The following is a 21,353-nucleotide window of genomic DNA, read 5'->3' as shown; positions in this document are numbered from 1 at the left end:
ATCCCAAAACAAGGTTAAAATAAGATGGTGAAGCTGTTGTTAATAGCTACACCTTTACCATCATAAACTTTAGCTTAACAGAGAAACTATGCAAAGCCTTAGCTCTAAAGAATATAAAAATGAATTTGTAAACACCTTCGACGGGGATGAAAGCGGCAACCTGCAGCCCCGGAAAACACCGGGTGTTTTATATAGCAAAGCTATACCTACTCCTGTAAAGCAACCTACCCTACTGGCATGGTCTGATGAACTGGCGGAGAAGTTGGGGATACAAAAGCCGGAAAGCCAGGAGGAAATAGAAGTTTTAGGAGGGAACAACATCACATCTTCCATGCATCCCTACGCCGCCTGCTATGCGGGGCACCAGTTCGGGCATTGGGCCGGCCAATTGGGCGACGGCCGGGCTATTACGCTGGGCGAATGGGAAGCCAAAGAAGGTATATCCTGGGAACTGCAGCTAAAGGGCGCCGGCCCTACCCCCTACTCCCGCCGTGCCGATGGCCGTGCGGTGCTACGTTCCTCTGTTAGAGAATACCTGATGAGCGAAGCCATGCATTACTTGGGTGTGCCTACTACCAGAGCACTTAGCCTGGTGGCCACCGGAGAGCCTGTGTTGCGGGATATGTTCTACAATGGCAACGCAGCCTATGAACCGGGTGCCATTGTGATGCGCGTGTCGCCCAGCTTTCTGCGTTTTGGCAATTTTGAGATACTTGCTGCCAGAAAGGAAACAGATAATCTTAAAAAGCTGGCTGACTGGACCATCAACCGCTATTACCCGCATATACAGGGGGAAGACAAGATCCTTCCCTGGTTTACAGAGGTAATGGAACGCACGGCCAGTATGATTGTGGAGTGGCTGCGCGTAGGCTTTGTGCATGGCGTAATGAATACAGATAACATGTCCATCCTGGGACTCACCATCGACTATGGTCCCTTCTCCTTTCTCGATGATTATGACCCTGATTTTACCCCCAACACCACTGATCTGCCCGGCAGAAGGTACGCTTTCGGAAAACAGTCGGCCATCGCGTACTGGAACTTAGGCTGCCTGGCCAGCGCCATTGCCCCGCTGTTGCCCGACACGAAAGAATTAATTGAGGTGCTGGAGAGTTACGGTGATGTGTTTGCTGAAAAATATCTGGCCATGATGGGCAATAAGCTTGGACTTGACGAGGTGAAACCAGAGGATGTTGATCTCATCGAGCAATTTGAGGAGACACTCTCTAACCTAAAGCCTGATATGACCATCTTTTACCAGCTCCTCATCGACCTGCCCCTCGACTCGAAAGAAGCGCAGGTTGTTGTGAAGCATTTCGAAGCCAGTTTCTACCAGCAACCTTCACCAACAGAAACCGAAGCGCTTCATAGCCTGATAACAAATTACAGCAAGCGGATAAAGGAGAACTCCTTCTCCCGGGAAACTGCTCAGAAAATAATGCGCGAGAATAATCCACGCATTATTTTAAGGAACTACCTGCTGCACCAGGCTATAGAAGAACTTGAGCGTGGCCAGGACCAGCTGTTTGTAAAATTACAGGAGGCAATGAAGGAGCCGTATTCAAATAAGTTTGATGAGTTCTTCGCCAAAAGACCAGACTGGGCAAGTCAGAAAGCCGGTTGCTCCATGTTATCCTGCAGTTCATAAGAAAGCTTTGCGAGGGAGGCATCACAAATGAAGCACCGAACCATTCTGACACAAGGATACAACGTGCAGGGAAAAGCAGCGCATGGCCATGAGTAAGTTTCAATAGCTGTTACCGCAGGTATTGACGGAACCACTCCATAGCCAGATGCGCGACTTCCTCCAGCTTTCCGGGTTCTTCAAAAAGATGAGAAGCACCTGGCACAATGGTTAATGTTCGTTCGGTATTCAGAGCATCATACGCCTCCTCGTTCATGCCTATAACAGGATAATCCAGGCTGCCGACCAGTAGCAGGGTAGCTGCTTTTACACGTGGCAGAACAGGTAAGGCCAGGTCAGGTCTTCCTCCCCTGGAGACAACTGCTTTGATAGCATCACCAAGTTCGGCGGCGGCTCCAAGGGCCGAGGCTGCCCCCGTGCTGGCCCCAAAATAACCCATTGGCATATGCTGTAGTTCTTCTTGGCTTTGCAGCCACTGTGTTACACGCACCAGGCGCTGGATAAGTAGCGGGATGTCGAAACGGTTCTCGTAAATACGGTCCTCCTCTTCTGTGAGCAGGTCAAACAGCAACGTACCGAAACCTTCGTCTTCCAGCACACTGGCTACATAGCGGTTACGGGAACTGTGCCTGCTACTGCCGCTGCCGTGCGAGAAAATAACGATGCCTGTCGCATTGGCCGGTAGGTGCAGGTTCCCCATCAGTTCCTCCGCACCGATTCTTATTTTTACTTCATATGCTCCCATCCTATTATGCTTTTGATTGTTTGATTTCGCGCTGCTGTTGTCTGTGTCTGGCCATGTCAGCAGGCGAACCACATCGCCGTGTGTTACTTCTGAGAAATCTTCGTAAAACTGCCCCACTGCCTGAAAGTGATCAGGCGCATACAGGCATACAATTTCATCCACATACCTTGAAAGCTTATTTAATATACGGGGGGAGGCCACTGGTACCGCTATAACTATCCGGGATGGGTTAGCGGCTCTTATGAGTTGTGCCGCAGCCATAATGGTATAACCGGTAGCAATCCCATCGTCTACCAGCAGCACGGTTCTGCCTTCCACCTCAACAGGTTGTCGCGCACCTTTGTAGCGCTCGTAGCGATTTCGCAGTTCTTCCCGGATACGCTCTGTCTGCTCATCATAGTACTCCTGCGGCAGGTCAATGTCTGGGTTCAGCACTTGGCTGTGCATGCTCACCGCGCCCACGGCATACTCAGGCTGCCCCGGATACCCTATTTTCTTTATCAATTCAATATCCAGGGGTAGGTGCAGCTCTCTGGCTATGATATGACCTAAGGGCACCCCACCTCTCGGCAGAGCCAGTACTACGGCATCTGTGTTTCGGTACTCCTTTAAATCTTCTGCAAGTAGGTAGGCAGCTTCTTCTCTGTTTCTAAAAGTCATTCGCATATATTTTTAATGGACCGGTAGTTTGTGCTTCCTTATAGTGCAGGCAGGCGTTGTAACACAGCGGGACCAACAAACAGGAAAGGTCTTACGTTAATTCAGCTGTCATTTTATTCTGCCTACTTATTTTTACTCCGTTGCCAGGATGAAGATTCGCGAAAAAGTACTGCTTTTGGTTTGAATATATACCGGTTCTTTTATCAGTATAAATCGTGCAATTAACAGCCAGTGCCAATACAAAGGCTTTTCAAGTTAAAAGCTCCTTTATAAGTTGTTTTAGTAAACAAAGCCACACCACCTTTTCAGCTTTAAAACGTATTTAAAAGCAGTCTTACATGCTTTTTAGTATGGCACTGTACTATGTTCGGGCCATTCTTCAGGAGGAAAGCTAAGACAGGATGCTATTCGGGAAAGAAGCGAAGGTGAAGGCATCAGATTTTAAGGAAAAGGGCGCTACAGCAGCTCAAGAAAAGGCTCTGCGGGGAGTTTACAAAATACACCTGTTCGTCCTAAACAGGCGGGCGAAGACACATCTAAGTTTTGCAATGCCCTAATCTTAAGAAATTTTATGTCTCAATCTTATGGCTACCGCATGCAACGCTGCCATGGTTTGAGAGCACAGGCTTCAACCGGAACAGGACAGATTAGTCAGAATTTCCCTATGCCTCTTATTTAAAGTAATCCGCTCTTCATAAAGAAACCTCTCAATACATAAATATTTTTTGCTCAAGAATTATGAATGCTATGAAACAAATTAATCGGCTTTTATTAGTGCTGTTTTCACTGTCTTTTTTTGCCTGCGACGATGATGACGATGATGTTGTAGTAGATGCTACTCCTCCTACTGTTCTGATCTCGTCTCCAGCCGCCGGTGCTACGTTCACACGAAGTGACGTAATTGAGCTAAGAGCGGAGGTAAGGGACAACGTAGGCCTTGCTGAGGTAAGGGTGTATATAACTGACCCTAATATTACGGTGCGTCAGTTAAGTAAAGAAGGCATTAATGATTTCCTGAACGATGATAGAGAAAAGGATTTAGATTTAGAAATTACCCTGGATGCAACAGCACCTACGGGCCCATATGTCATGACTGTGGAAGCAATAGACGAACAGGGAAACGCGGCATCCCATTATGTTTCTGTTTTTGTGACAGAGTAAGCCGGCTTCATGTAATACCGGCGCCGGAAAGGAATATCAAAAGAAAAGACCTCTCATAATAAGGGGTCTTTTCTTTTGATACGATTAGGTTTCGGCATATCAATGGCATCTGAATATTACGCACACTTCCACCTTACTTAATCGCCATAGTACGTGCTGTAGCTCATGAACTCAGTTTCATCCAGTTCATTGTCATCATTTTTATCCCATATAGCGAAAACACCGTCTGTATACTCCCGCTCCGTTATCCGGTTGTCGTCGTCCGTATCCCAGGCGCCGTACCAGCCCATACCAGCGAAATCTGCATCGAACTCGGCCCGATCTATAAAACCATCTCCGTCAGTATCCCATGCCTGCCAATCTGCCAGCGCATCTATACCAAAGTCCGATACCACATTGGTCCACTCTTCCTGTGAAACTCTTCCATCGTTGTTCTGGTCAAAGGTCTCATAAAAGCCTGCGGTGAACTCCTCCTCGTCCAGCAGGTTGTCATCGTTCTTATCCCAGTCCTCATAGTAAGTCGTGGCGGTAAAGTCTGAATAGTACTCGTCCCTGTCCCAGGTGTCGGCGGTAGCCAGGGCCACATCATCGGTATAGGCATTGTCTTCTACTACTTCTGTTTCTCCATTACAGGCTGCCATACCAGCCACCAGTAAAAAACAGCATCCATTTCTTAGTGCTTTCAGGGTGTATGTTTTGTTTTTCTTCATAACTCTCCTTTCAGTATGTCGGATAATAGGTTTACAGGTGCTTATAAAAATCTACGGAGACTTTTAGATATTGGTCTATATAAATCAATCTAAATCAAGAAAAGTGCCTGTGAGTACGATTTACTTCAAGATTAAAAGTACGGTTTAGGCATATTTAAACAAGCTCTGAAAGTGAAGGAAACCTGTGTCCACCCGGGCCGTTCCAGCTTTATATTTATTAAGACCAGCGGGTGCCTTTTGTAGCATACTTCTGAAACAGAAAAATAGATTAAACATCATTTTTTGTAAAATTCAGCGGAACAGAAAAACCTCCTGTGCACGTAAGAAAGCTAAGTGTTGCTGCAGAAAAGGAAACTCTTGCGCAGACAGGCAATAAGATTCATATAAGCATGATAGAAGATTTATGGTATAAGAATGCCATCATCTATAACCTGGACATTAAAACCTTTATGGATGTGAACGGGGATGGTACAGGCGATTTTGAGGGACTTGCACGTCGCCTTGATTACCTTGATGCCCTTGGAGTTGATACCATCTGGCTTTCTCCTTTCCAGCCTACCCCGAACCACGATAACGGCTATGATATCAAAGATTATTATGGCGTTGACTCCCGGTTCGGATCCAGCGGCGATTTTGTAGAATTCATACACCAGGCCAAGAAGCATGGTATAAAAGTGCTCCTTGATCTGGTCGTAAACCACACCTCCAGGCAACATCCCTGGTTTCAGGAAGCCCGGAAAGGGGAAGATAACCGGTATCGTGACTGGTATGTATGGTCCAAGAAAAAGCCTACCAACTGGAACAAGGGAATGGTTTTTCCTGGGGTGCAGCACAGAACATGGACCTACGACAGGAACGCCAAAGCCTACTATTTCCACCGCTTCTATGATTTCCAGCCGGACCTGAACATGGATAACCCGGAAGTACGGACGGAGGTAAGCCGTATCATCGGCTATTGGCTGGAACTGGGGGTATCAGGTTTCAGATTAGACGCTGTGCCTTTTATTATCGAAAGCCCGGACCCGGGACTTGCTGAACATGAGATGAAGTTTGAATACCTGCGGGAAATGCGACGTTTCCTGCAGTGGCGCAAGGGAGATGCCATTCTTCTGGGCGAGGCAAACGTGCTGCCTGAAGAGGCGGAGAATTATTTTGGCAAAGAGGGAGACGGAATTCACCTCATGTTTAATTTCTTCGTGAACCAGCACTTGTTTTACGCCCTGGCCACGGCCGATACCCAGCCGCTGGCGGACGCATTGGAAGCTACACGGAATGTTTTTCCTTCCTGCCAATGGGCACACTTCCTTCGCAACCACGATGAACTGGACCTCGGCAGGCTAACAAAGGAGCAGCGGCAGAAGGTGTTCGATCGCTTCGGACCTGAAGACTATATGCAACTGTACAAGCGGGGCATCCGCCGGAGGCTATCCCCAATGCTGGGTAGCCGGCAGCAGACAGAACTGGCCTACAGCCTGATGTTCTCGCTACCCGGCACCCCTGTATTACGCTATGGTGACGAAATAGGCATGGGAGACGACCTGAGCCTGAAAGAGCGGGATGCGGTGCGCACACCCATGCAGTGGTCAGGCGACTTCCCTAACGCCGGCTTTTCACAGGCCGACAAACTGGTGCTTCCGGTTATAGACGAAGGGCCGTATGCTTACAAGCACATAAACGTGGAAGACCAGCGGCGCAAGCCGGACTCTCTGCTCAACTGGATGACCGGCATGATACGCCTACGCAAAGAATGCCCCGAGATAGGCTGGGGCGATTGGGAAATTCTAAAGACAGGCATGTCCCAGGTCCTGGCCATGTACTATTGCTGGAGGGGCAACTCACTGGTGGTGCTCCATAATTTCGATGAGAAACCCCATGAAATTACCTTGAGCCTGAAGCAGAAAAAGGAATATAAATTGATAGACCTGATGGTGCACGAGCAAAGTATAGCCGAAGCGAATGGCTATCACAAAATAACATTAAGTGCCTATGGCTACCGCTGGTTCCGGACTGGTGACCTTAGCCACTTGCTGAACAGGAAAAAGAATGAAGGGGGAGTTGATGAAGGGAAAATGTAGTATGTAGGCTTACTATAAGCCGCTTTTACCAGAAACAAGAAGAAAGCACTTCCTTATGCATCCATTGAACATACCACTCTACCCTTTGTTATTCTATTCGTTTTTAAACTGCTATCAAAACAAAAGAGCGCCTCCGGTTGGAGGCGCTCTTTTGTTTTGATTTAATTAGCAATTATTCACCATAGTATGTTTCGTACCTTGTAACGTACTCCTCACTCGTCAGCACAGCATCGTCATCATCGTCCCAGAAGTTGAAAATACCCGCTGTATACTCCTCTTGCGTGATCATACCATCATTGTTTACATCCCAGTTAGTATACCAGCCGGAGGTTAATATGCCTGCATTCAACTCCGTCTGGTCAAGCTGATTATCGTTGTTCGCATCCCAGTCATCCCAATCAGCATCTTCCATACCGAAGTCTCCTGCAAATTCATTCCATTCGTCCTGCGTAATAGTACCATCGTCGTCTAAGTCCCAGGTCTGGAAGAAAGTGGTTCCGAACTCAGTCTGGTCAAGGGAATTGTTATTGTTCGCATCCCAGGTATCCCACCATTCAGTGTCGGCGAATAGCGTGTTAAATGCAGCCGCATCCAAATCTGCCTCATTCACCATCATCATAACGGTTTCTACTGTAATATTTCCCGCTAGATCTTCCGCTTCTACTGTAATCGTATAGGCACCGGTTTCTAATTCGGCAGGTAGTGTAAAGTCTACTTCTAAATCATAGTTTCTGTTATTGTTCAGGAAATCACGTACTTCATCATCATATTGGGCGATGCGGTTACCGTTCGGGCCAGTTACATACACCCTTACTTCCTCTAGGCCTTCATTATCTGTTACGTCTGCTGTCAACGTAAATTCACTTCCTGCCGGAAAGGTAGTGTTTGGAGCCGGATTAGTTATAACAATGTTCGGTGCAACGGTGTCTAATACCACATCATCGTCATCATCGCACGCCACAAAAGCAAAGGAGAATAGAAATAGGAAAAGCCAATTAAATTTTTTCATAGCTGTAAAAATTAGTAAAATATAAACAAACAAGTAATTAACAACACAAGGACCCTATATAGAAGAACCACTTCTGTTTCTTCTATATAAAACGGCAGGCATTAGGCAAGGTTACTAATCACCTAATGCAAAATGTTGATTATCAAATTGATATGCTTATATATACTAAACCCTTATATTCTCCTAATCCCCTGATAGCTAGCTTTGAAAGCTTATATGGCATTTTTTAGCCTACAGAAAAACAGTGCTATATTATTTCTGATATTTTATATATCGGGCGCAGTTTTTATGCAATTTTTCGCTCGATTTCCCTCAGATTCTCCATCTTTTTGTTTCTCAGGAAGCCATTGATGTCTTCGAAGTGCTCTTTGATGCGTTTGTTTCCGAATTCAAACACTTTCGTGGCCAGTCCATCCAGGAAATCCCTGTCGTGCGAAACGAGGATGAGGGTGCCGTCGAAGCTGTTGAGGGCATCTTTGAGAATATCCTTGGTTTTGATGTCGAGGTGGTTGGTAGGCTCATCCAGGATCAGGAGGTTCACTGGCTGCAAGAGCAGCTTTATCATAGCCAGGCGCGTTTTCTCGCCACCGGAAAGCACTTTCACCTTTTTTTCTACTGTTTCGCCACTGAACATGAAGGCTCCCAGCAAATCCTTTATTTTAGTACGAACGTCTCCAACGGCAATCTGATCTATCGTTTGGAAAACAGTCAGGTCTCCGTCCAGCAAAGCGGCCTGGTTCTGGGCGAAATAGCCTACCATGCAGTTATGGCCAAGTGTAAGCTTGCCCTCATAGTCTATCTCCCCCATTATCGCTTTCACAAGCGTCGACTTTCCTTCCCCGTTCTTCCCGACAAAGGCTATTTTCTCACCCCGTTCAATCGTGAGAGAGGCATCTTTGAAAACAGTGTGGTCGCCATAGTTCTTTGTGAGGTCCTCCACAATAACCGGGTAATTGCCGGAGCGCGGTGCAGGAGGAAACTTCAGACTCAGCGCAGAAGAGTCTACCTCGTCCACTTCTATAATTTCCATCTTCTCCAGCATCTTCACCCGCGACTGCACCTGCAGGGTTTTGGAATAAGTGCCTTTAAACCGATCGATAAAGCCCTGGATATCGGCTATCTCTTTCTGCTGGTCTTCGAACTGCTTTTGCTGCTGCTCGCGCCTTTCCTTGCGCAGCTGCAGGTATTGGGTATAGTTTACCTTGTAGTCGTAAATGCGGCCCATGGTCACCTCGATGGTGCGGTTGGTGATATTGTCTACAAAGGTTTTGTCGTGGGAAATCACGATGACGGCTTTGGCGTTGTTCACCAGGAAGTCCTCCAGCCATTGTATAGACTCAATGTCCAGGTGGTTGGTAGGCTCATCGAGCAGAATAAGGTCCGGCTTCTGCAGCAGGATTTTGGCCAGCTCGACGCGCATGCGCCAGCCCCCACTGAATTCCTTGGTAGACCTGCTGAAATCAGTTCTGGAAAAGCCCAGGCCCTTCAGCGTTTTCTCTACCTCAGCATCAAAGTTGATTTCTTCTATAGAGTAGTATTTCTCCCCTAACTCCGACACCTGCTCAATCAGTTTATAATAATCGTCAGAATCGTAGTCGGTGCGGGTTTCGAGCTGTGCATTCAGCTCGTCCATCTGCGCTTTCATATTGAGCACTTCCGCAAAGGCCTTGGAGGCTTCTTCGAATACGGTGCAGTCGTCTTCTGTTAGCAAGTGCTGCGGCAGGTAAGCGATAACGGCATCTTTCGGAGCCGATATTTTGCCTCGGGTAGGTTTGCTTGCGCCTGCTATAATTTTGAGCAGCGTAGATTTTCCCGCGCCGTTTTTGCCCATCAGGGCAATCCGGTCGTTTTCATTGATGTTAAAACCAATATTGCTAAAAAGCGCCGAGCCGTTAAACTCGACCGTAACTCCGTCAACTGATATCATAAGGCTGAAAAATAAAGGGGCAAAGATAAGATAAAATTCACCCTTTTGCTGTAGAAATCAGGACTTAGTAAGAGAAATAGCGGGTTGAGTTGATATTGGTTGATTAATGTAACCAGATAGAAAAAGCACAAGCTTGTTCATTTTTCTCTGGTGCAGAAATTCCCCTCCGGGGAGGTAGGGTCGTTTCAATCAAAATCTCTTATAGCACGAGCCTCCTGGCTCGTGATTGGTATCACGCGGCCTCTGGCCGTTTGGCATTGATTAAAGCGGCCAGAGGCCGTAGAATAGTAGACACGAGCGAAGACGCTCGCGCCATAATTTAGTGAAATGAGCCTTTTTGAATCAAGTATAAAACAGACTTACTCCGGGAAGGGGATTTATTTGTTAGGGATTAGCTAAGCCAATATCTCTCCAACTCCTCTCACCCTACATCATGCATGCGGTCCTCGTCGGCGACCGCAGCTTTTGTTAAAAGCTCCCGGAGCCGCTCTACATGCACTTTCATTTCCTCGGCGCGCTCTTCCTGTACTGTTGCCCAGCGCCGGTTCCCTTTATCATTATCCACCTGCGACATTTGCATCAGAATATTACGACGCTCCTCCAGGGTGCGCAAAGCAACCCACAGCGTTTCTTCGAGGGCGTTCGATATGCCATCCAGCAGCGAATCTTTTGTATAGGCGTGTCCTGAATGGCATCTGAAACGCTTGATGGTGTTTTGCTGTGAAAGTTCCCATAAACCGCCGCCACATTCAGGGCAACTATAAGGTGATCGGCTACCTGCTTTTTCCAATTCTTCTATACTGGTCATAACACTGTTGTTCATTACTCGTTCTGCAATCTGTGCTTCCTGCCATACATCAGTTGGCACCGTCACGGAGTCCTGATCCAGCCGGTTTGCCAACTTTACTAATATCTCCCCCATATCACTAATAGGCACAACATAATCGGTTTTAATCTGCCGTATTACGTTGTTTGGCAAGGCCGGGAACTCCGCATCATCCGGGGCCTGCACCACTGTTGCACCACCACTGCGCTTTATCGACTCCATACCTACGACGCCATCGCTCATGAAACCGGTTAATACCACACCTGTTACACTTGCACCATGGTACGCGGCTGCAGACCGGAAAAGCGGGTCGATAGAGGGCCGGAACTGGTTTTCGCGCGGGCCTCTTGTTACCAGCATCTCTTTTCCTGTTAACAGCAGATGCATGTCGGGCGGAGCCAGGTACACTGTACCAGCCTCGAAAAGCTGCTTGTGTTCCGCTACTTTGCAAGTAAGTTTCGTGTATTGGCTCAACCGCTTCACCAGGAAAGTGGCGGAAGAATCTTTGCTTAAATGCTGTACAATAAATAGGGCAGCCGGCAATTCTGCCGGTAGCTTTGATAGCAGCAGCGTTAACGCCTGCATGCCTCCTGCCGAAGTGCCGATAACAATTATTTTAGGGCTATTGTGTGTCATACTTAATAATTTGCCTCCTGCTCAGTAGACTAGTATAGCCCCTCCAGCAAGAACCTTTGTTTACGGTGCATCGCATGAAGTGTTAAACTATTCTACCTGTTATCCCGCCCCCGGCTGCTATCTGCACCTGCCTTCATTAATTCTTTCGCCCCTCCTCCAAAACATGTTTGTTAGATTATAATTAGGTAAATTGCCCAAATTGAAGAAGATCTAAATTTTCTTCGTAAACGAACAGTGCATGGCAGAATCAACTAAACAAATCGAAGGGCATCAAGCAGACAGCAAAGCACGGGAAAAGGCAGAGCAGGAAATTTACGTGATAGGGATAGGCGCGTCTGCCGGTGGCCTGCAGGCACTGGAAGCTTTGTTCAGCAGTGTGCCCCAGGATAGTGTGGCCTACGTTATTGTGCAGCATCTTGCTACGGAGCACCGCAGCTTTTTAACACAGTTGGTTTCCCAGTACTCCGTTCTGGAGGTAAAAGAGGCACAGCACAACATGCCTGTGCAGACAAACAAGGTATACGTTATACCAAACAACAAAGAACTCACCATCCAGAACAACTTACTGCAATTGCTGGATAAGAGCAGTGCCGGCCGTGCCAGAACCGTGGATACTTTTTTTACCTCCCTGGCAGCAGATAAAAAGCACCGTTCCATTGGCATCATCTTGTCCGGCACCGGCATGGATGGCTCTGAGGGCGTGGTGGCCATAAAAAAAGCAGGCGGAATGGTTATTGTGCAGGACCCGGTTACCGCCCGGTTTGATAGCATGCCCCGCAATGCCATTAACACCGGCTACACAGACTATATTCTGGCGCCGGAATTAATGCCCAGCGAGATTTTCAATTATGTAAAGGTCACTCCTATCTCCAACGACCTGACAGAACTTGTTAACAGCGAAACAGAAGGTTCTTTCTTCCAGATTCTGGACATGGTGCATGAGCGGACAGGCATTGATTTCAGCAACTATAAACGGCCTACCATTATCCGGCGCATCAGCCGCCGCATGGCTGCCCTGAACTTCACTAACCTGTCAGATTACTTCGATTACATGGATGTAAACGCTGAAGAAGTAGTTACGCTGAGCAAAGAATTCCTGATTGGCGTTACTAAGTTTTTCCGCGATGAGGAGGCTTACCAGGTGTTAGCAGATAAAGTTATCCCGGCTCTGGTAGACAGCAAAAAGGAGAATGACCAACTGCGCATTTGGGTGGCAGGCTGTTCCTCCGGCGAAGAGCCTTACTCCATCGCCATCCTGGTAAGGGAGTATATGGATAAAGTGAAGAAGGAACTGGAGGTGAAGATATTCGCCTCTGACATAGACCGCGATGCCCTTGATTTTGCCGGTAAGGGTTTGTATCCGGAAAGTAGCCTCACAACGGTTTCTCCGGAACGCCTGCACGAATATTTCCTGAGTGAAGAAGGCAAGTACCGCGTGTGCCAGCGCGTGCGCCGCATGGTTATTTTTGCCCCCCACAATGTTGTCAACGACCCGCCCTTCAGCAGGATCGATCTGGTGAGCTGCCGTAACATGCTCATTTACCTCAACCCCATGCTGCAGAAAAAGGTAATCGACAAATTCCATTATGCTTTACAGGTAGGCGGTTACCTTTTCCTTGGCTCCAGCGAAAGCATCGGCGACCAGAAAAGCTTTGAGGAGATAAATAAGAAGTGGAAAATTTTCCGCAACACAGAGCCTGCCCGTTCACTGGGCATGATTGAGACGTTTTCGGGCACTGGCATGAGTAGGCGCCCCAATATATCCCCTATACCCAGCTTTACACGCGATCTTTCAGCCAAGCAACTGTTGCATCATAACTTCAGCGAGTTACTCAACGAAACTGTTCTGGAAGAGTACGGGTATGCCGCTGTTTATGTCGATGAAAACTATGATGTGCTGCACGGGGCGGGGAAGTTTAAAAACTATCTGGACCTTCCGGAACAGAATTTCACTTTTAACCTACTCAAGTTGGTTCCGCAGGACCTGTCTGTGAGCCTGGGAACCATGCTGCGCAGAGCCATACTCGAAAAGGAAAAGCTGTCGTCCCACAACATTCAGGTGCGTGATGGCAAAAGCCTGCGCTACATCAATGTGGTGGTGAAGCCTTACCTGGCAGACAGGAACCTGGCTCAGAAATTTATCCTGGTGTTGTTTTCAGAAGAACAGGCACGCATACCGCTCGCTACAAACGAGGTTGTAACCTTTTATAACAACCAGGACGACAGCCGGGTGCAGGAGCTTGAACTTGAACTGCAATATACAAAGGATGATCTGCAGGCCGTAGTAGAGGAACTCGAAACGGCGAACGAAGAACTGCAAAGCACCAACGAGGAATTACTATCTTCAAATGAAGAGCTGCAAAGCACCAACGAGGAACTGCAGTCGCTGAACGAAGAGCTGCATACCATCAACACAGAGCATCAGTACAAGATAAAGGCGCTGGTGGAGCTCGACGATGACCTGAACAATTATTTCCGAAGCACTGATATCGGGCAGATATTCGTGGACCGCACCCTGGTTATCCGGAAGTTTACGCCTGCCGCAACTAAACTTATAAACCTAATAGACAGCGACATTGGCCGCTCCATATACCAGATATCCAATAACCTGCATTATGATAAACTAATAGAAGACGTGCGGGATGTAATCGCCAGCAATAACGTTATTGAAAAAGAGGTACAGGATAAAAACGGCATGTGGTACCAGATGCGCATCCTGCCATATATTACGCAGGATCGGAAAATAGACGGTGCCATTATCATCTTTATCAAAATAAATGAACTGAAAAGCCTGCACCTGCTGCACTCCGGAATTCTGGATAGCTCCCCGAACGCCATTCTGGCACTCAAGGCTGTCCGGAACCAGATGCATACCATTGTTGATTTCAACCTGATGCTTATAAACCACAAAGCACAGGAATTATTTGGCCGCCCTGCAGGCAAACTGGTGGGTAAAAGGCTCTGGAAAGAGTATCCGCAACTACTGGAGCAGGATATGTTCGACCGGTTGGCGCACGTGGTGAATACAGGCGAGCAACTGGATGTGGAGCTGCCGCAGGTATACAATAAGAAGCCGCTCTGGCTGCACATTGTGGCTGTAAACTTTGATGATGGCCTGGTGCTGACCATGCACGATATAACCGAGCGTAAACTATACGAACAGGCCCTTCAAAAAGAGCAGGCAGAGAACATTGCCAGTGCAGAGCGCTTCCGCACCCTGCTGGAGGCCGTGCCGCATATCACCTGGACGAATTTGCCAAATGGAGAAAACACTTCTTTCAATCAGTTATGGTATGACTATACCGGATTAACGGAGGAAGAATCAGTTAAGTGGGGCTGGAAAAAGGCTATTCATCCCGATGACAGGGAAGAATTCATTCCTAATTTCATGTCTTCGCTGAGATCCGGGGAAATATTCACTGCCGAAGCCCGTGTTTTAAATAAAACTTTAAACCAGTACCGCTGGCACCTGATTCAAGATGTTCCCATTCGGAATGAGACTGGCGCAATAACCATGTGGATTGGCACCGCCACCGACATACAGGAGCAGAAAGATGCCGAAGAAGCTAAAATACAGCTTCGGCTCTTGCAGCAGCGTGAGGTTCTGAGCGCTATTCTGCAAACGCAGGAGGCAGAGCGGAGCCGTATTTCGGAGGCCTTGCACAATGGGCTCGGCCAGATTTTATACGCAACCAAGCTTAACCTCAGTAACCTGGAAGCGGAGAACACGAAGCAGGAGAAAACAATTGAAACAATTGATAAGCTGCTCTCAGAGAGTGTAACGATTACGCGCGATATATCTTCCGAACTGACACCATCTGTTCTGAAAACCTTTGGTCTGAAAACTGCCGTAGAAGAAATTATTTCGCGCATCAGCAATTCTGGTCTCAAAATCAGCCTGGAGGTAAACGGTTTTAAAAACCGGCTTGACTATACAGTGGAACTGTCTCTGTACCGGATAATACAGGAGCTGCTGAATAATTTAATTAAACATGCACAGGCAACCGAAGCCAGGATTTTCCTTACATGTGATGATAAAACCATTTACATGCGCATAGAGGACAATGGTATTGGCATTGATAAGGAAGACTTTAACAAACTAAAAGGAATCGGATTAAGCAGCATTCAAAACCGGGTAGAGCTCCTGCAGGGGAAAATGGAAGTACAAGGTGAAAAAGGGAAAGGGACTGTGTTCGAAATAACGTGTACCATATAAAAGCTCCAGGCATTCACTGTATTACAACACCGGCAACACTATGCCTTTAAAACACCATACAACTTATAGAGCGGCCCGTGCTGTGGCTAAAACAGTAGAAGGCCATTTTGTGCGTCATCTTGCCGCGTCGCGTCAGGATAATGAAGAGGAAATGGCACCAGAGCCTGATGCCAAGGTTATAGAAGTACTTATCGATACCGCCTTCTGGGCGAGTCTGCGGCGCGAAGAAGGCCATTCCCCAAAAATTTCCCTCGCCTTCCTCCCGCCCGAACTCGCTGGCCAGCCGCTGCTGCTGGAGCACCGGCTGCCCTTAAACCCTTCTGTACTTGTAAAACTTGCACCGGCTGTGGAGCGGCCCGGCATACACCTGGGAGTATGGCAGTACGAGGATGAACTGTATGTATGGGGCGCTACCCGCGAAATCCCGAGTCTGTGCCTGGTGCTGGACGTTTCGGAGCCAGGGCTGCTGGTAATTAAATACCGCAGAACAGGCGGACTGGGCAAGTTCGCTAACATTGCGGTACTTAAAGGAGACCAGGTAAAGGTACTGGAAGAGCAGACAATTTTTCTGCAGCACAGCCCGCCCCTCCTCTCTACCTTGCTGGGTTTTTCTTCGCCCTCCCCTTGGGGAGATTCTGTGAATGTGCTGGTACAGTTAGCCGTGTCGATGCGCGCCCACAAACGCGGCGGCACTCTTTTAGTGGTTCCGGCTGGCACACAGGCCTGGCGAAAGTCAATCATACACCCCATCCTGTATTCTGTGGCACCTGCCTTCAGCAGGCTCTCTGACCTGATGCAGCAAAACGAGAAAGAGCGTAGCAGGAGCAAATGGCAGAGTGCGCTAAACAGAGCGGTAGAGGGTATTGCAGGTGTAACGGCAGTAGACGGCGCAACCGTTATCAGCGACCAGTATGAGCTGCTTGCTTTCGGGTCTAAAATTGGCAGAGTGCAGGGAGGCACCCCTGTGGAAAAGGTAGTGGTAACAGAACCGGTGGTTGGCAGCAGCCCTACCGTAGTTGCTCCGTCGCAAAGCGGCGGCACCCGGCATTTGTCAGCGGCGCAGTTCGTGCACGACCAGCATGATGCCTTTGCCCTGGTGGCATCGCAGGATGGTGGCTTCACTATTTTTGCCTGGTCGCCCCACGACCAGCTGGTGCACGCCCACCGCATTGATACTTTGCTGCTCTAAAGCCACGTTTAAAATTCAGGCTGCATTATGGATGAAGCCCGGAAAGGCTGTTGTTTCTCTTTTCGTAACTAATGCCCTTATCAACTGATTATTGCGCACGATACGTTGTGCGAATCAGGTACGCTCTTTCGGATTTATAATCCGAAAGTATGGAGGTCGCGAATTTATAATTCGCCATGCAGCGGCTGTAGCTACCGGCAAACCAGCGGATTACAAATCCGCTTCTTCACAAGTTCCGGATTACACATCCGGAACAGCAGCATGCTATGCGTACGATTCAACTGGTTTTAATATAAAATGCTATGACGATGGCAGGGGCATCGTTAAAACACCGGCAGTTTTGTTGCCCTACCCACAGCTAACCAGCAGTTATTGCGCCAGCCGCCTACCCTCTTGAGATTCAGCAGCATGCATCCGATTTAGTATTTATACTTAGTTATTTTCAGTATTCACACGCACTCAAAAGCAGTATAAATTTCTGAATTTTAAACTCAGTAACTTACGTTAGCTTAACTGACAGAAACAAGTTTGCCACTATCCTATGCAACAAACTTACATGACCGAAAAAATTAACGCAGCGCTGCACAAGTACGAAAAACTGGTTGAAAAAGGGAAAATCAGATCCTTCTCTGTGTATATTCAGGAAGAGGGTATCCTTATATTACCGGAAGGCGCTGGAATCAGTAAAGAAGTAGACCTGATACAGGAACTGATGACTTCTCTCCGTGTCTTCTTCTATGGCGTTCCCTCCATTGAGCATAATTCCTACGACTATGTCACGCTCAAAAGCTTTATTAACGCCAGCGCTTGTGCCAGCAAAATGGCATCGTAACTAATCTTTTATATTACAGGCAATGACCTCCGTAAGGAGCTAAAGAAAGAAAGGCTGTTGTGTTCTGGGTTTTTCCGGAGCTTTCGATCTGGTTATTTGCATGCCATTGTCGCTGCTACTCCGCAACATGCTTTACCAGAAGAGAAGCTGAATTCCAGTTTCAGTAGCTTTCGTCTGCCAACAACCACTCCATGGCGTCAGCTTTAGAAATAAAAGGCCTGGACTCACAGGGCATCGGTCGTTCAGATGCTTTTTCATACATTCTTTCAATGGCCATCTGCTGAAATATGTCCTGCGCCGTCAGGATAGCCACCTTCCGCAATGTGCTGTGCTGTAACAGTTCAGCGGAGTGCTTGCCGAGCCAAACCTGGTCTTCCACCGTGGGAGCACACATCCGGGTAAAGTCTGCCAAAATAAGCTCCACGTCGTTTACCAGAATAAAATGACAAGCCGAAATCATTGCCTCCCGCAGTTGCGGACTGGGTATAGCACCTCGCCACTGGTTCCAGATCAATTTTTCCTCCCGATGGTAGCGTATTGTCAGGTATTCTTTATCCACAGCGATCAAAAACTCTAACGAATTTAGCAGCATAACCATGGTACTTAAAGGTGCGACATGTTATATATACTTAGTACGAATAACGTAAAATACTGACGTAAATACCTGACTATGTGGGTGAAATACTGATTATTTTATCTATATGTGCTATCCATTTTAGTGTATGCCATAATGCTGGAAATTGTCATAACAAGAAACATCAGCAATGACAGGATTTACTTGCTGGTATAGACTTAGACTATTTTCTCTTTAAAACTATGGTTAATTAGCGTCACACCTTTTACCATCAATGTTACTCCCTGGCACCTGGCCTACCGGTACAGCGGCGTTTTTGTGTAACTAACTAGCCGCTGTACCTCTGATGCTCTGTTTAAGTAGAAGGCAATCTGTTTGGCTAGTGCGCACTGGAATTAAAAGAGCTCTCCCGGAAACATACGTCCGGGAGAGCTCTTTTTAATTGTGTTGCACCAGCTGCCTGACCTTGGCAAGCGCCAACAGGCAGAGGCTTAGTTGTTGTTTGACTTTTCGGTGGCCCTGGCTGCTTTTCGGGCTTGGTTGTCAGCGTCGATGCGGCTTTTCTGCGTTTTGGCTTCCATTCTGGCAGCTTTCTTGGCTTCTCTTCGGGCGTTTCTAGCGTCTTTCTCTACGCGCTTCGCTTCTCTTAAACTTGCTTTGGCGGCCTTCGAATCGGCTTTGGTATCCACTCTTAAATCCACGGCATCATTCAGGCGCTTTTCATCAGCTCTGGCTGACTGCCGTTCCTGCTTTACTTCGGAGCTTTGTGCAACAGCTGGCATGGCAACTACTGCAAACAGAGCGACTACAAACGATAATAAAAGTATCTTGTTTTTCATGATAATAGGAAAAAATATACCTTTATATATACGTATGCATTAATTAAATGACTGGAAATAAACCTTTTATAAAACCGTATTGCTGCCCCTCTGGCAAACGCTGCTGCCTAAAGTACATCAGCAGCCTGCATTTAACTTAATTACCAGTTATCAAACAACTTAATCATCAGAACTTCAGCTGCTCCTCTACCACAGCACCCGCCTCCTACGCTTCCTTCGGCATGGCAAAGCCCTAATTTACGAGCAGCGCTTCAATGTTAGTGAGGTGGTAGAGGCGGTACACCAGCAGGTCTATCTCCGCCTCCAACGCCGACGCATCCGCAGCGGCATCGGCTTGTTTAGCGGCTAGCGCCTGCTCTACCAGTTCCCGTATCTTTGCCTTCATTTCTTCGTCGGCTGTGGAAATGGGAAGATAAAATGTGCTCCTAATATAAAAGCAATTTACTTACTGGTATACACGTAGGTTATTTTCTCCATAGAACCGTGATCAAACAGCTTCACACATGTAAGGGGGTAGCCTGCTTCGTTGTAAGTATAATGGGCGTCGTAGTCGCCACCAGTAATTCTATTACCCGCAGCATCTCTTATAGCACTGCTTACAACATTGTTTCTTGTAAAAATTCCTTCGCCAAATACCTCTGCATAAGAAAAATCAGCGGCAATTTGTATGGGCAGTACAGGCAGCGGTCTTTTCTTATCATCGGTGGCAATAGTATGCGATCTGCTTTCTTCTCCTGAGGCTAAAATAGTCTTGATGCTTATTTGATTACCATCCATATAAGTATAATGCCTGGAAGCGGAGTATACTTCTGCGCCATTCTGTTGCCTGTAAGTTTTCACCTCCACTAGTTGGTTGTCCTCATTATATATAAGCAGCTGAGAACCAGGCTCAGAATCTTTATAAGCTCTGACCAGTTTTATTAGCTGGTTCTTATCGTTGTAAGTGTTAGTCCAGGTAGTGCCTCGGTTATTCTGAACATAATTCACCCTGCCCTTTCCGTCATAATCAAGCACCGTATTAACAGCCTGCTCAACTGTGTCTCTTAATAATACGCCACTAATCCGTGTGAGCTGGTCCAGTTCGTTGTAGCTATAGGTCAGGTCAATAATCATCCCACCACCCGTATTCAGGAATGAAATCTCAGATAATTTCCGCTGCAGGTAATAGGTTTTTTCGGGTGCCGGATCTTCTTCTATGGATTCTGAACAGCCGGAAAAAAGGAACAGCACGGCCAGCAGGTAAAGTAGTTTTGATTGCATGAAATAGAGGGTTGATTTTAATTTATTTATTAAGGTAGGATGTGTCACTGTTTGGCTATCGCTGCATACCCACCCCTGCCCCTCCGAGGAGGGGTTAGGGGTGGGTTCATTCCAGCTAAGGTAAAAATTGCAACATGGGTTTTATTCTTGTAAAGATAAGTGCGTCTCATACGCCTCCTTTGGCAAGGCAAATTCCGGCTCTACGAGCAGCACTTCCTCGTAGGTGAGGTTGTAGAGGCGGTACACCTGCAGGTCAATTTCGGTTGTTAAATAATCATTCATGTTCTGCAATTCTGATACATGAACTTCATCACAAAGCTTCCTCATTTAAAATCCTTCACGTAATCCTCTACTATTGGCATAGCAAACAGGACTACTCATTTCACCCTGACATTCGTCAGAAAGAAATTCCTTGAGCAGGTATCCTGGCGACAGTAATATATACAGTTCCTCAAGCACAGCTATACTTTCCAATCTATCGCTGTACAATGCATCTTTATAGTCCTTCAAATTAAAATGCGTAAACGTAATTTGCTCCGGCAGCTGCGCGATAAAGGGCGCAGCTATTTCTTTATAAAAGAAGTCGGTGCTGGTGCTGACTTTGCGCCCCTCCTGCCAATCGGTAAATGCCTTTTTGAGCTGTGTGTTGCGGTAAAACAGCCGGTTAAACTCCAGGGCATCGAACACAAACCACTCGTGCACGCTGGTGACGATGAGGTGGCGCAGGTCGTGAGTTTTATCCTGCACCCGCTCCCGCATATAATACAGCAGCAGTTCATGCACTGCCTTTGCGTTCAGGTTTTCCGGCGAGGGCATGTCGGCTTTGTTTGTTGGCCGCTTCACCTCCAGCAGCAGCACCCCGGCTTTGGTTTTGGTGGTCGCACCGGTATGAATCACCTAGTCCGTATTACCCTTGGTGTTGACGCCGTACTTAACATCCTATGTTTGTTCTCAGTGACTTAGCTACTCTTTTTCCCCTTTTGTAGACGTTATCTGAAACATAAGAAATGAGTATATAAGCTTTAGACAAAAAGACTGGGTAGGGAATA

General features: G+C 47.3%; 17 protein-coding genes. 6 read left to right on the top strand and 11 right to left on the bottom strand.

The features are described 5' to 3' along the window. The first annotated feature begins 88 nt into the window (after positions 1-88). A complete protein-coding gene (locus DXT99_RS13815; RefSeq protein ID WP_115566160.1) occupies positions 89-1,648 on the top strand; it encodes a protein adenylyltransferase SelO in 1,560 nt (519 codons plus the stop codon). A 109-nt stretch (positions 1,649-1,757) separates the two neighbouring features. Here DXT99_RS13815 and DXT99_RS13810 read toward each other — a convergent pair whose 3' ends face one another. Further along, positions 1,758-3,050, bottom strand: a complete 1,293-nt coding sequence (locus DXT99_RS13810; protein ID WP_115566159.1) for a phosphoribosyltransferase family protein — start codon at positions 3,048-3,050, stop codon at positions 1,758-1,760. A 747-nt stretch (positions 3,051-3,797) separates the two neighbouring features. On the opposite strand from DXT99_RS13810, the gene DXT99_RS13805 reads away from it, so the two are divergent. Then, entirely contained in the window at positions 3,798-4,211 is a 414-nt protein-coding gene (locus DXT99_RS13805) for a DUF4625 domain-containing protein (RefSeq protein WP_181885130.1), read from the top strand. A 137-nt stretch (positions 4,212-4,348) separates the two neighbouring features. Here the strand turns inward: DXT99_RS13805 and DXT99_RS13800 are convergent, their stop codons facing one another. Then, positions 4,349-4,921, bottom strand: coding sequence for an EF-hand domain-containing protein (locus DXT99_RS13800; protein WP_115566157.1), 573 nt, complete (start codon positions 4,919-4,921; stop codon positions 4,349-4,351). Positions 4,922-5,310: 389 nt separating this feature from the next. Between DXT99_RS13800 and DXT99_RS13795 the strand changes: the two genes are divergently transcribed. After that, entirely contained in the window at positions 5,311-6,996 is a 1,686-nt protein-coding gene (locus DXT99_RS13795; protein ID WP_115566263.1) for an alpha-amylase family protein, read from the top strand. 172 nt (positions 6,997-7,168) lie between these two features. On the opposite strand, the gene DXT99_RS13790 is transcribed toward DXT99_RS13795, so the two are convergent. From DXT99_RS13790 to DXT99_RS13780, 3 genes are all read right to left on the bottom strand, one after another. Further along, positions 7,169-8,005 (bottom strand): DUF4625 domain-containing protein, encoded by an 837-nt coding sequence (locus DXT99_RS13790; RefSeq protein WP_115566156.1) that lies wholly within the window; start codon positions 8,003-8,005, stop codon positions 7,169-7,171. A gap of 286 nt (positions 8,006-8,291) precedes the next feature. After that, positions 8,292-9,932: an ABC-F family ATP-binding cassette domain-containing protein gene (locus DXT99_RS13785; protein ID WP_115566155.1), complete on the bottom strand. Its 1,641-nt coding sequence runs from the start codon at positions 9,930-9,932 to the stop codon at positions 8,292-8,294. Between the two features lie 421 nt (positions 9,933-10,353). Continuing rightward, positions 10,354-11,394: a chemotaxis protein CheB gene (locus tag DXT99_RS13780; RefSeq protein ID WP_115566154.1), complete on the bottom strand. Its 1,041-nt coding sequence runs from the start codon at positions 11,392-11,394 to the stop codon at positions 10,354-10,356. 238 nt (positions 11,395-11,632) lie between these two features. Between DXT99_RS13780 and DXT99_RS13775 the strand changes: the two genes are divergently transcribed. The 3 genes from DXT99_RS13775 (at position 11,633) to DXT99_RS13765 (ending at position 17,631) form a co-directional block, all read left to right on the top strand. Next, positions 11,633-15,610: a CheR family methyltransferase gene (locus DXT99_RS13775; protein ID WP_115566153.1), complete on the top strand. Its 3,978-nt coding sequence runs from the start codon at positions 11,633-11,635 to the stop codon at positions 15,608-15,610. A 40-nt stretch (positions 15,611-15,650) separates the two neighbouring features. Continuing rightward, a complete protein-coding gene (locus tag DXT99_RS13770) occupies positions 15,651-16,799 on the top strand; it encodes a putative sensor domain DACNV-containing protein (protein WP_115566152.1) in 1,149 nt (382 codons plus the stop codon). A 556-nt stretch (positions 16,800-17,355) separates the two neighbouring features. Beyond that, complete coding sequence (locus DXT99_RS13765) at positions 17,356-17,631, top strand: hypothetical protein (RefSeq protein ID WP_115566151.1); 276 nt, start codon at positions 17,356-17,358, stop codon at positions 17,629-17,631. 160 nt (positions 17,632-17,791) lie between these two features. On the opposite strand, the gene DXT99_RS13760 is transcribed toward DXT99_RS13765, so the two are convergent. From DXT99_RS13760 to DXT99_RS13740, 6 genes are all read right to left on the bottom strand, one after another. After that, positions 17,792-18,223: a hypothetical protein gene (locus tag DXT99_RS13760; protein ID WP_147294223.1), complete on the bottom strand. Its 432-nt coding sequence runs from the start codon at positions 18,221-18,223 to the stop codon at positions 17,792-17,794. A gap of 473 nt (positions 18,224-18,696) precedes the next feature. Continuing rightward, complete coding sequence (locus tag DXT99_RS13755; RefSeq protein WP_115566149.1) at positions 18,697-19,044, bottom strand: 6TM ABC transporter family protein; 348 nt, start codon at positions 19,042-19,044, stop codon at positions 18,697-18,699. Positions 19,045-19,276: 232 nt separating this feature from the next. Then, positions 19,277-19,429, bottom strand: coding sequence for a hypothetical protein (locus DXT99_RS27050; protein ID WP_181885129.1), 153 nt, complete (start codon positions 19,427-19,429; stop codon positions 19,277-19,279). Positions 19,430-19,485: 56 nt separating this feature from the next. Continuing rightward, the gene (locus tag DXT99_RS13750; protein WP_115566148.1) at positions 19,486-20,304 is read right to left on the bottom strand and encodes a hypothetical protein; all 819 of its coding nucleotides are present in this window, start codon (positions 20,302-20,304) and stop codon (positions 19,486-19,488) included. A 141-nt stretch (positions 20,305-20,445) separates the two neighbouring features. Further along, a complete protein-coding gene (locus DXT99_RS27045; RefSeq protein WP_181885128.1) occupies positions 20,446-20,586 on the bottom strand; it encodes a hypothetical protein in 141 nt (46 codons plus the stop codon). Between the two features lie 45 nt (positions 20,587-20,631). Continuing rightward, on the bottom strand, positions 20,632-21,201 hold the full coding sequence (locus DXT99_RS13740; RefSeq protein WP_115566146.1) for a DUF7149 domain-containing protein: 570 nt from the start codon (positions 21,199-21,201) through the stop codon (positions 20,632-20,634). Positions 21,202-21,353 lie beyond the last annotated feature (152 nt).

This window comes from Pontibacter diazotrophicus (genome assembly GCF_003367245.1).
GTDB classification, from domain to species: domain Bacteria; phylum Bacteroidota; class Bacteroidia; order Cytophagales; family Hymenobacteraceae; genus Pontibacter; species Pontibacter diazotrophicus.
The sequence above is the reverse complement of the archived record's forward strand: the minus strand, read 5'-3'. Positions and strand labels throughout refer to the sequence as shown.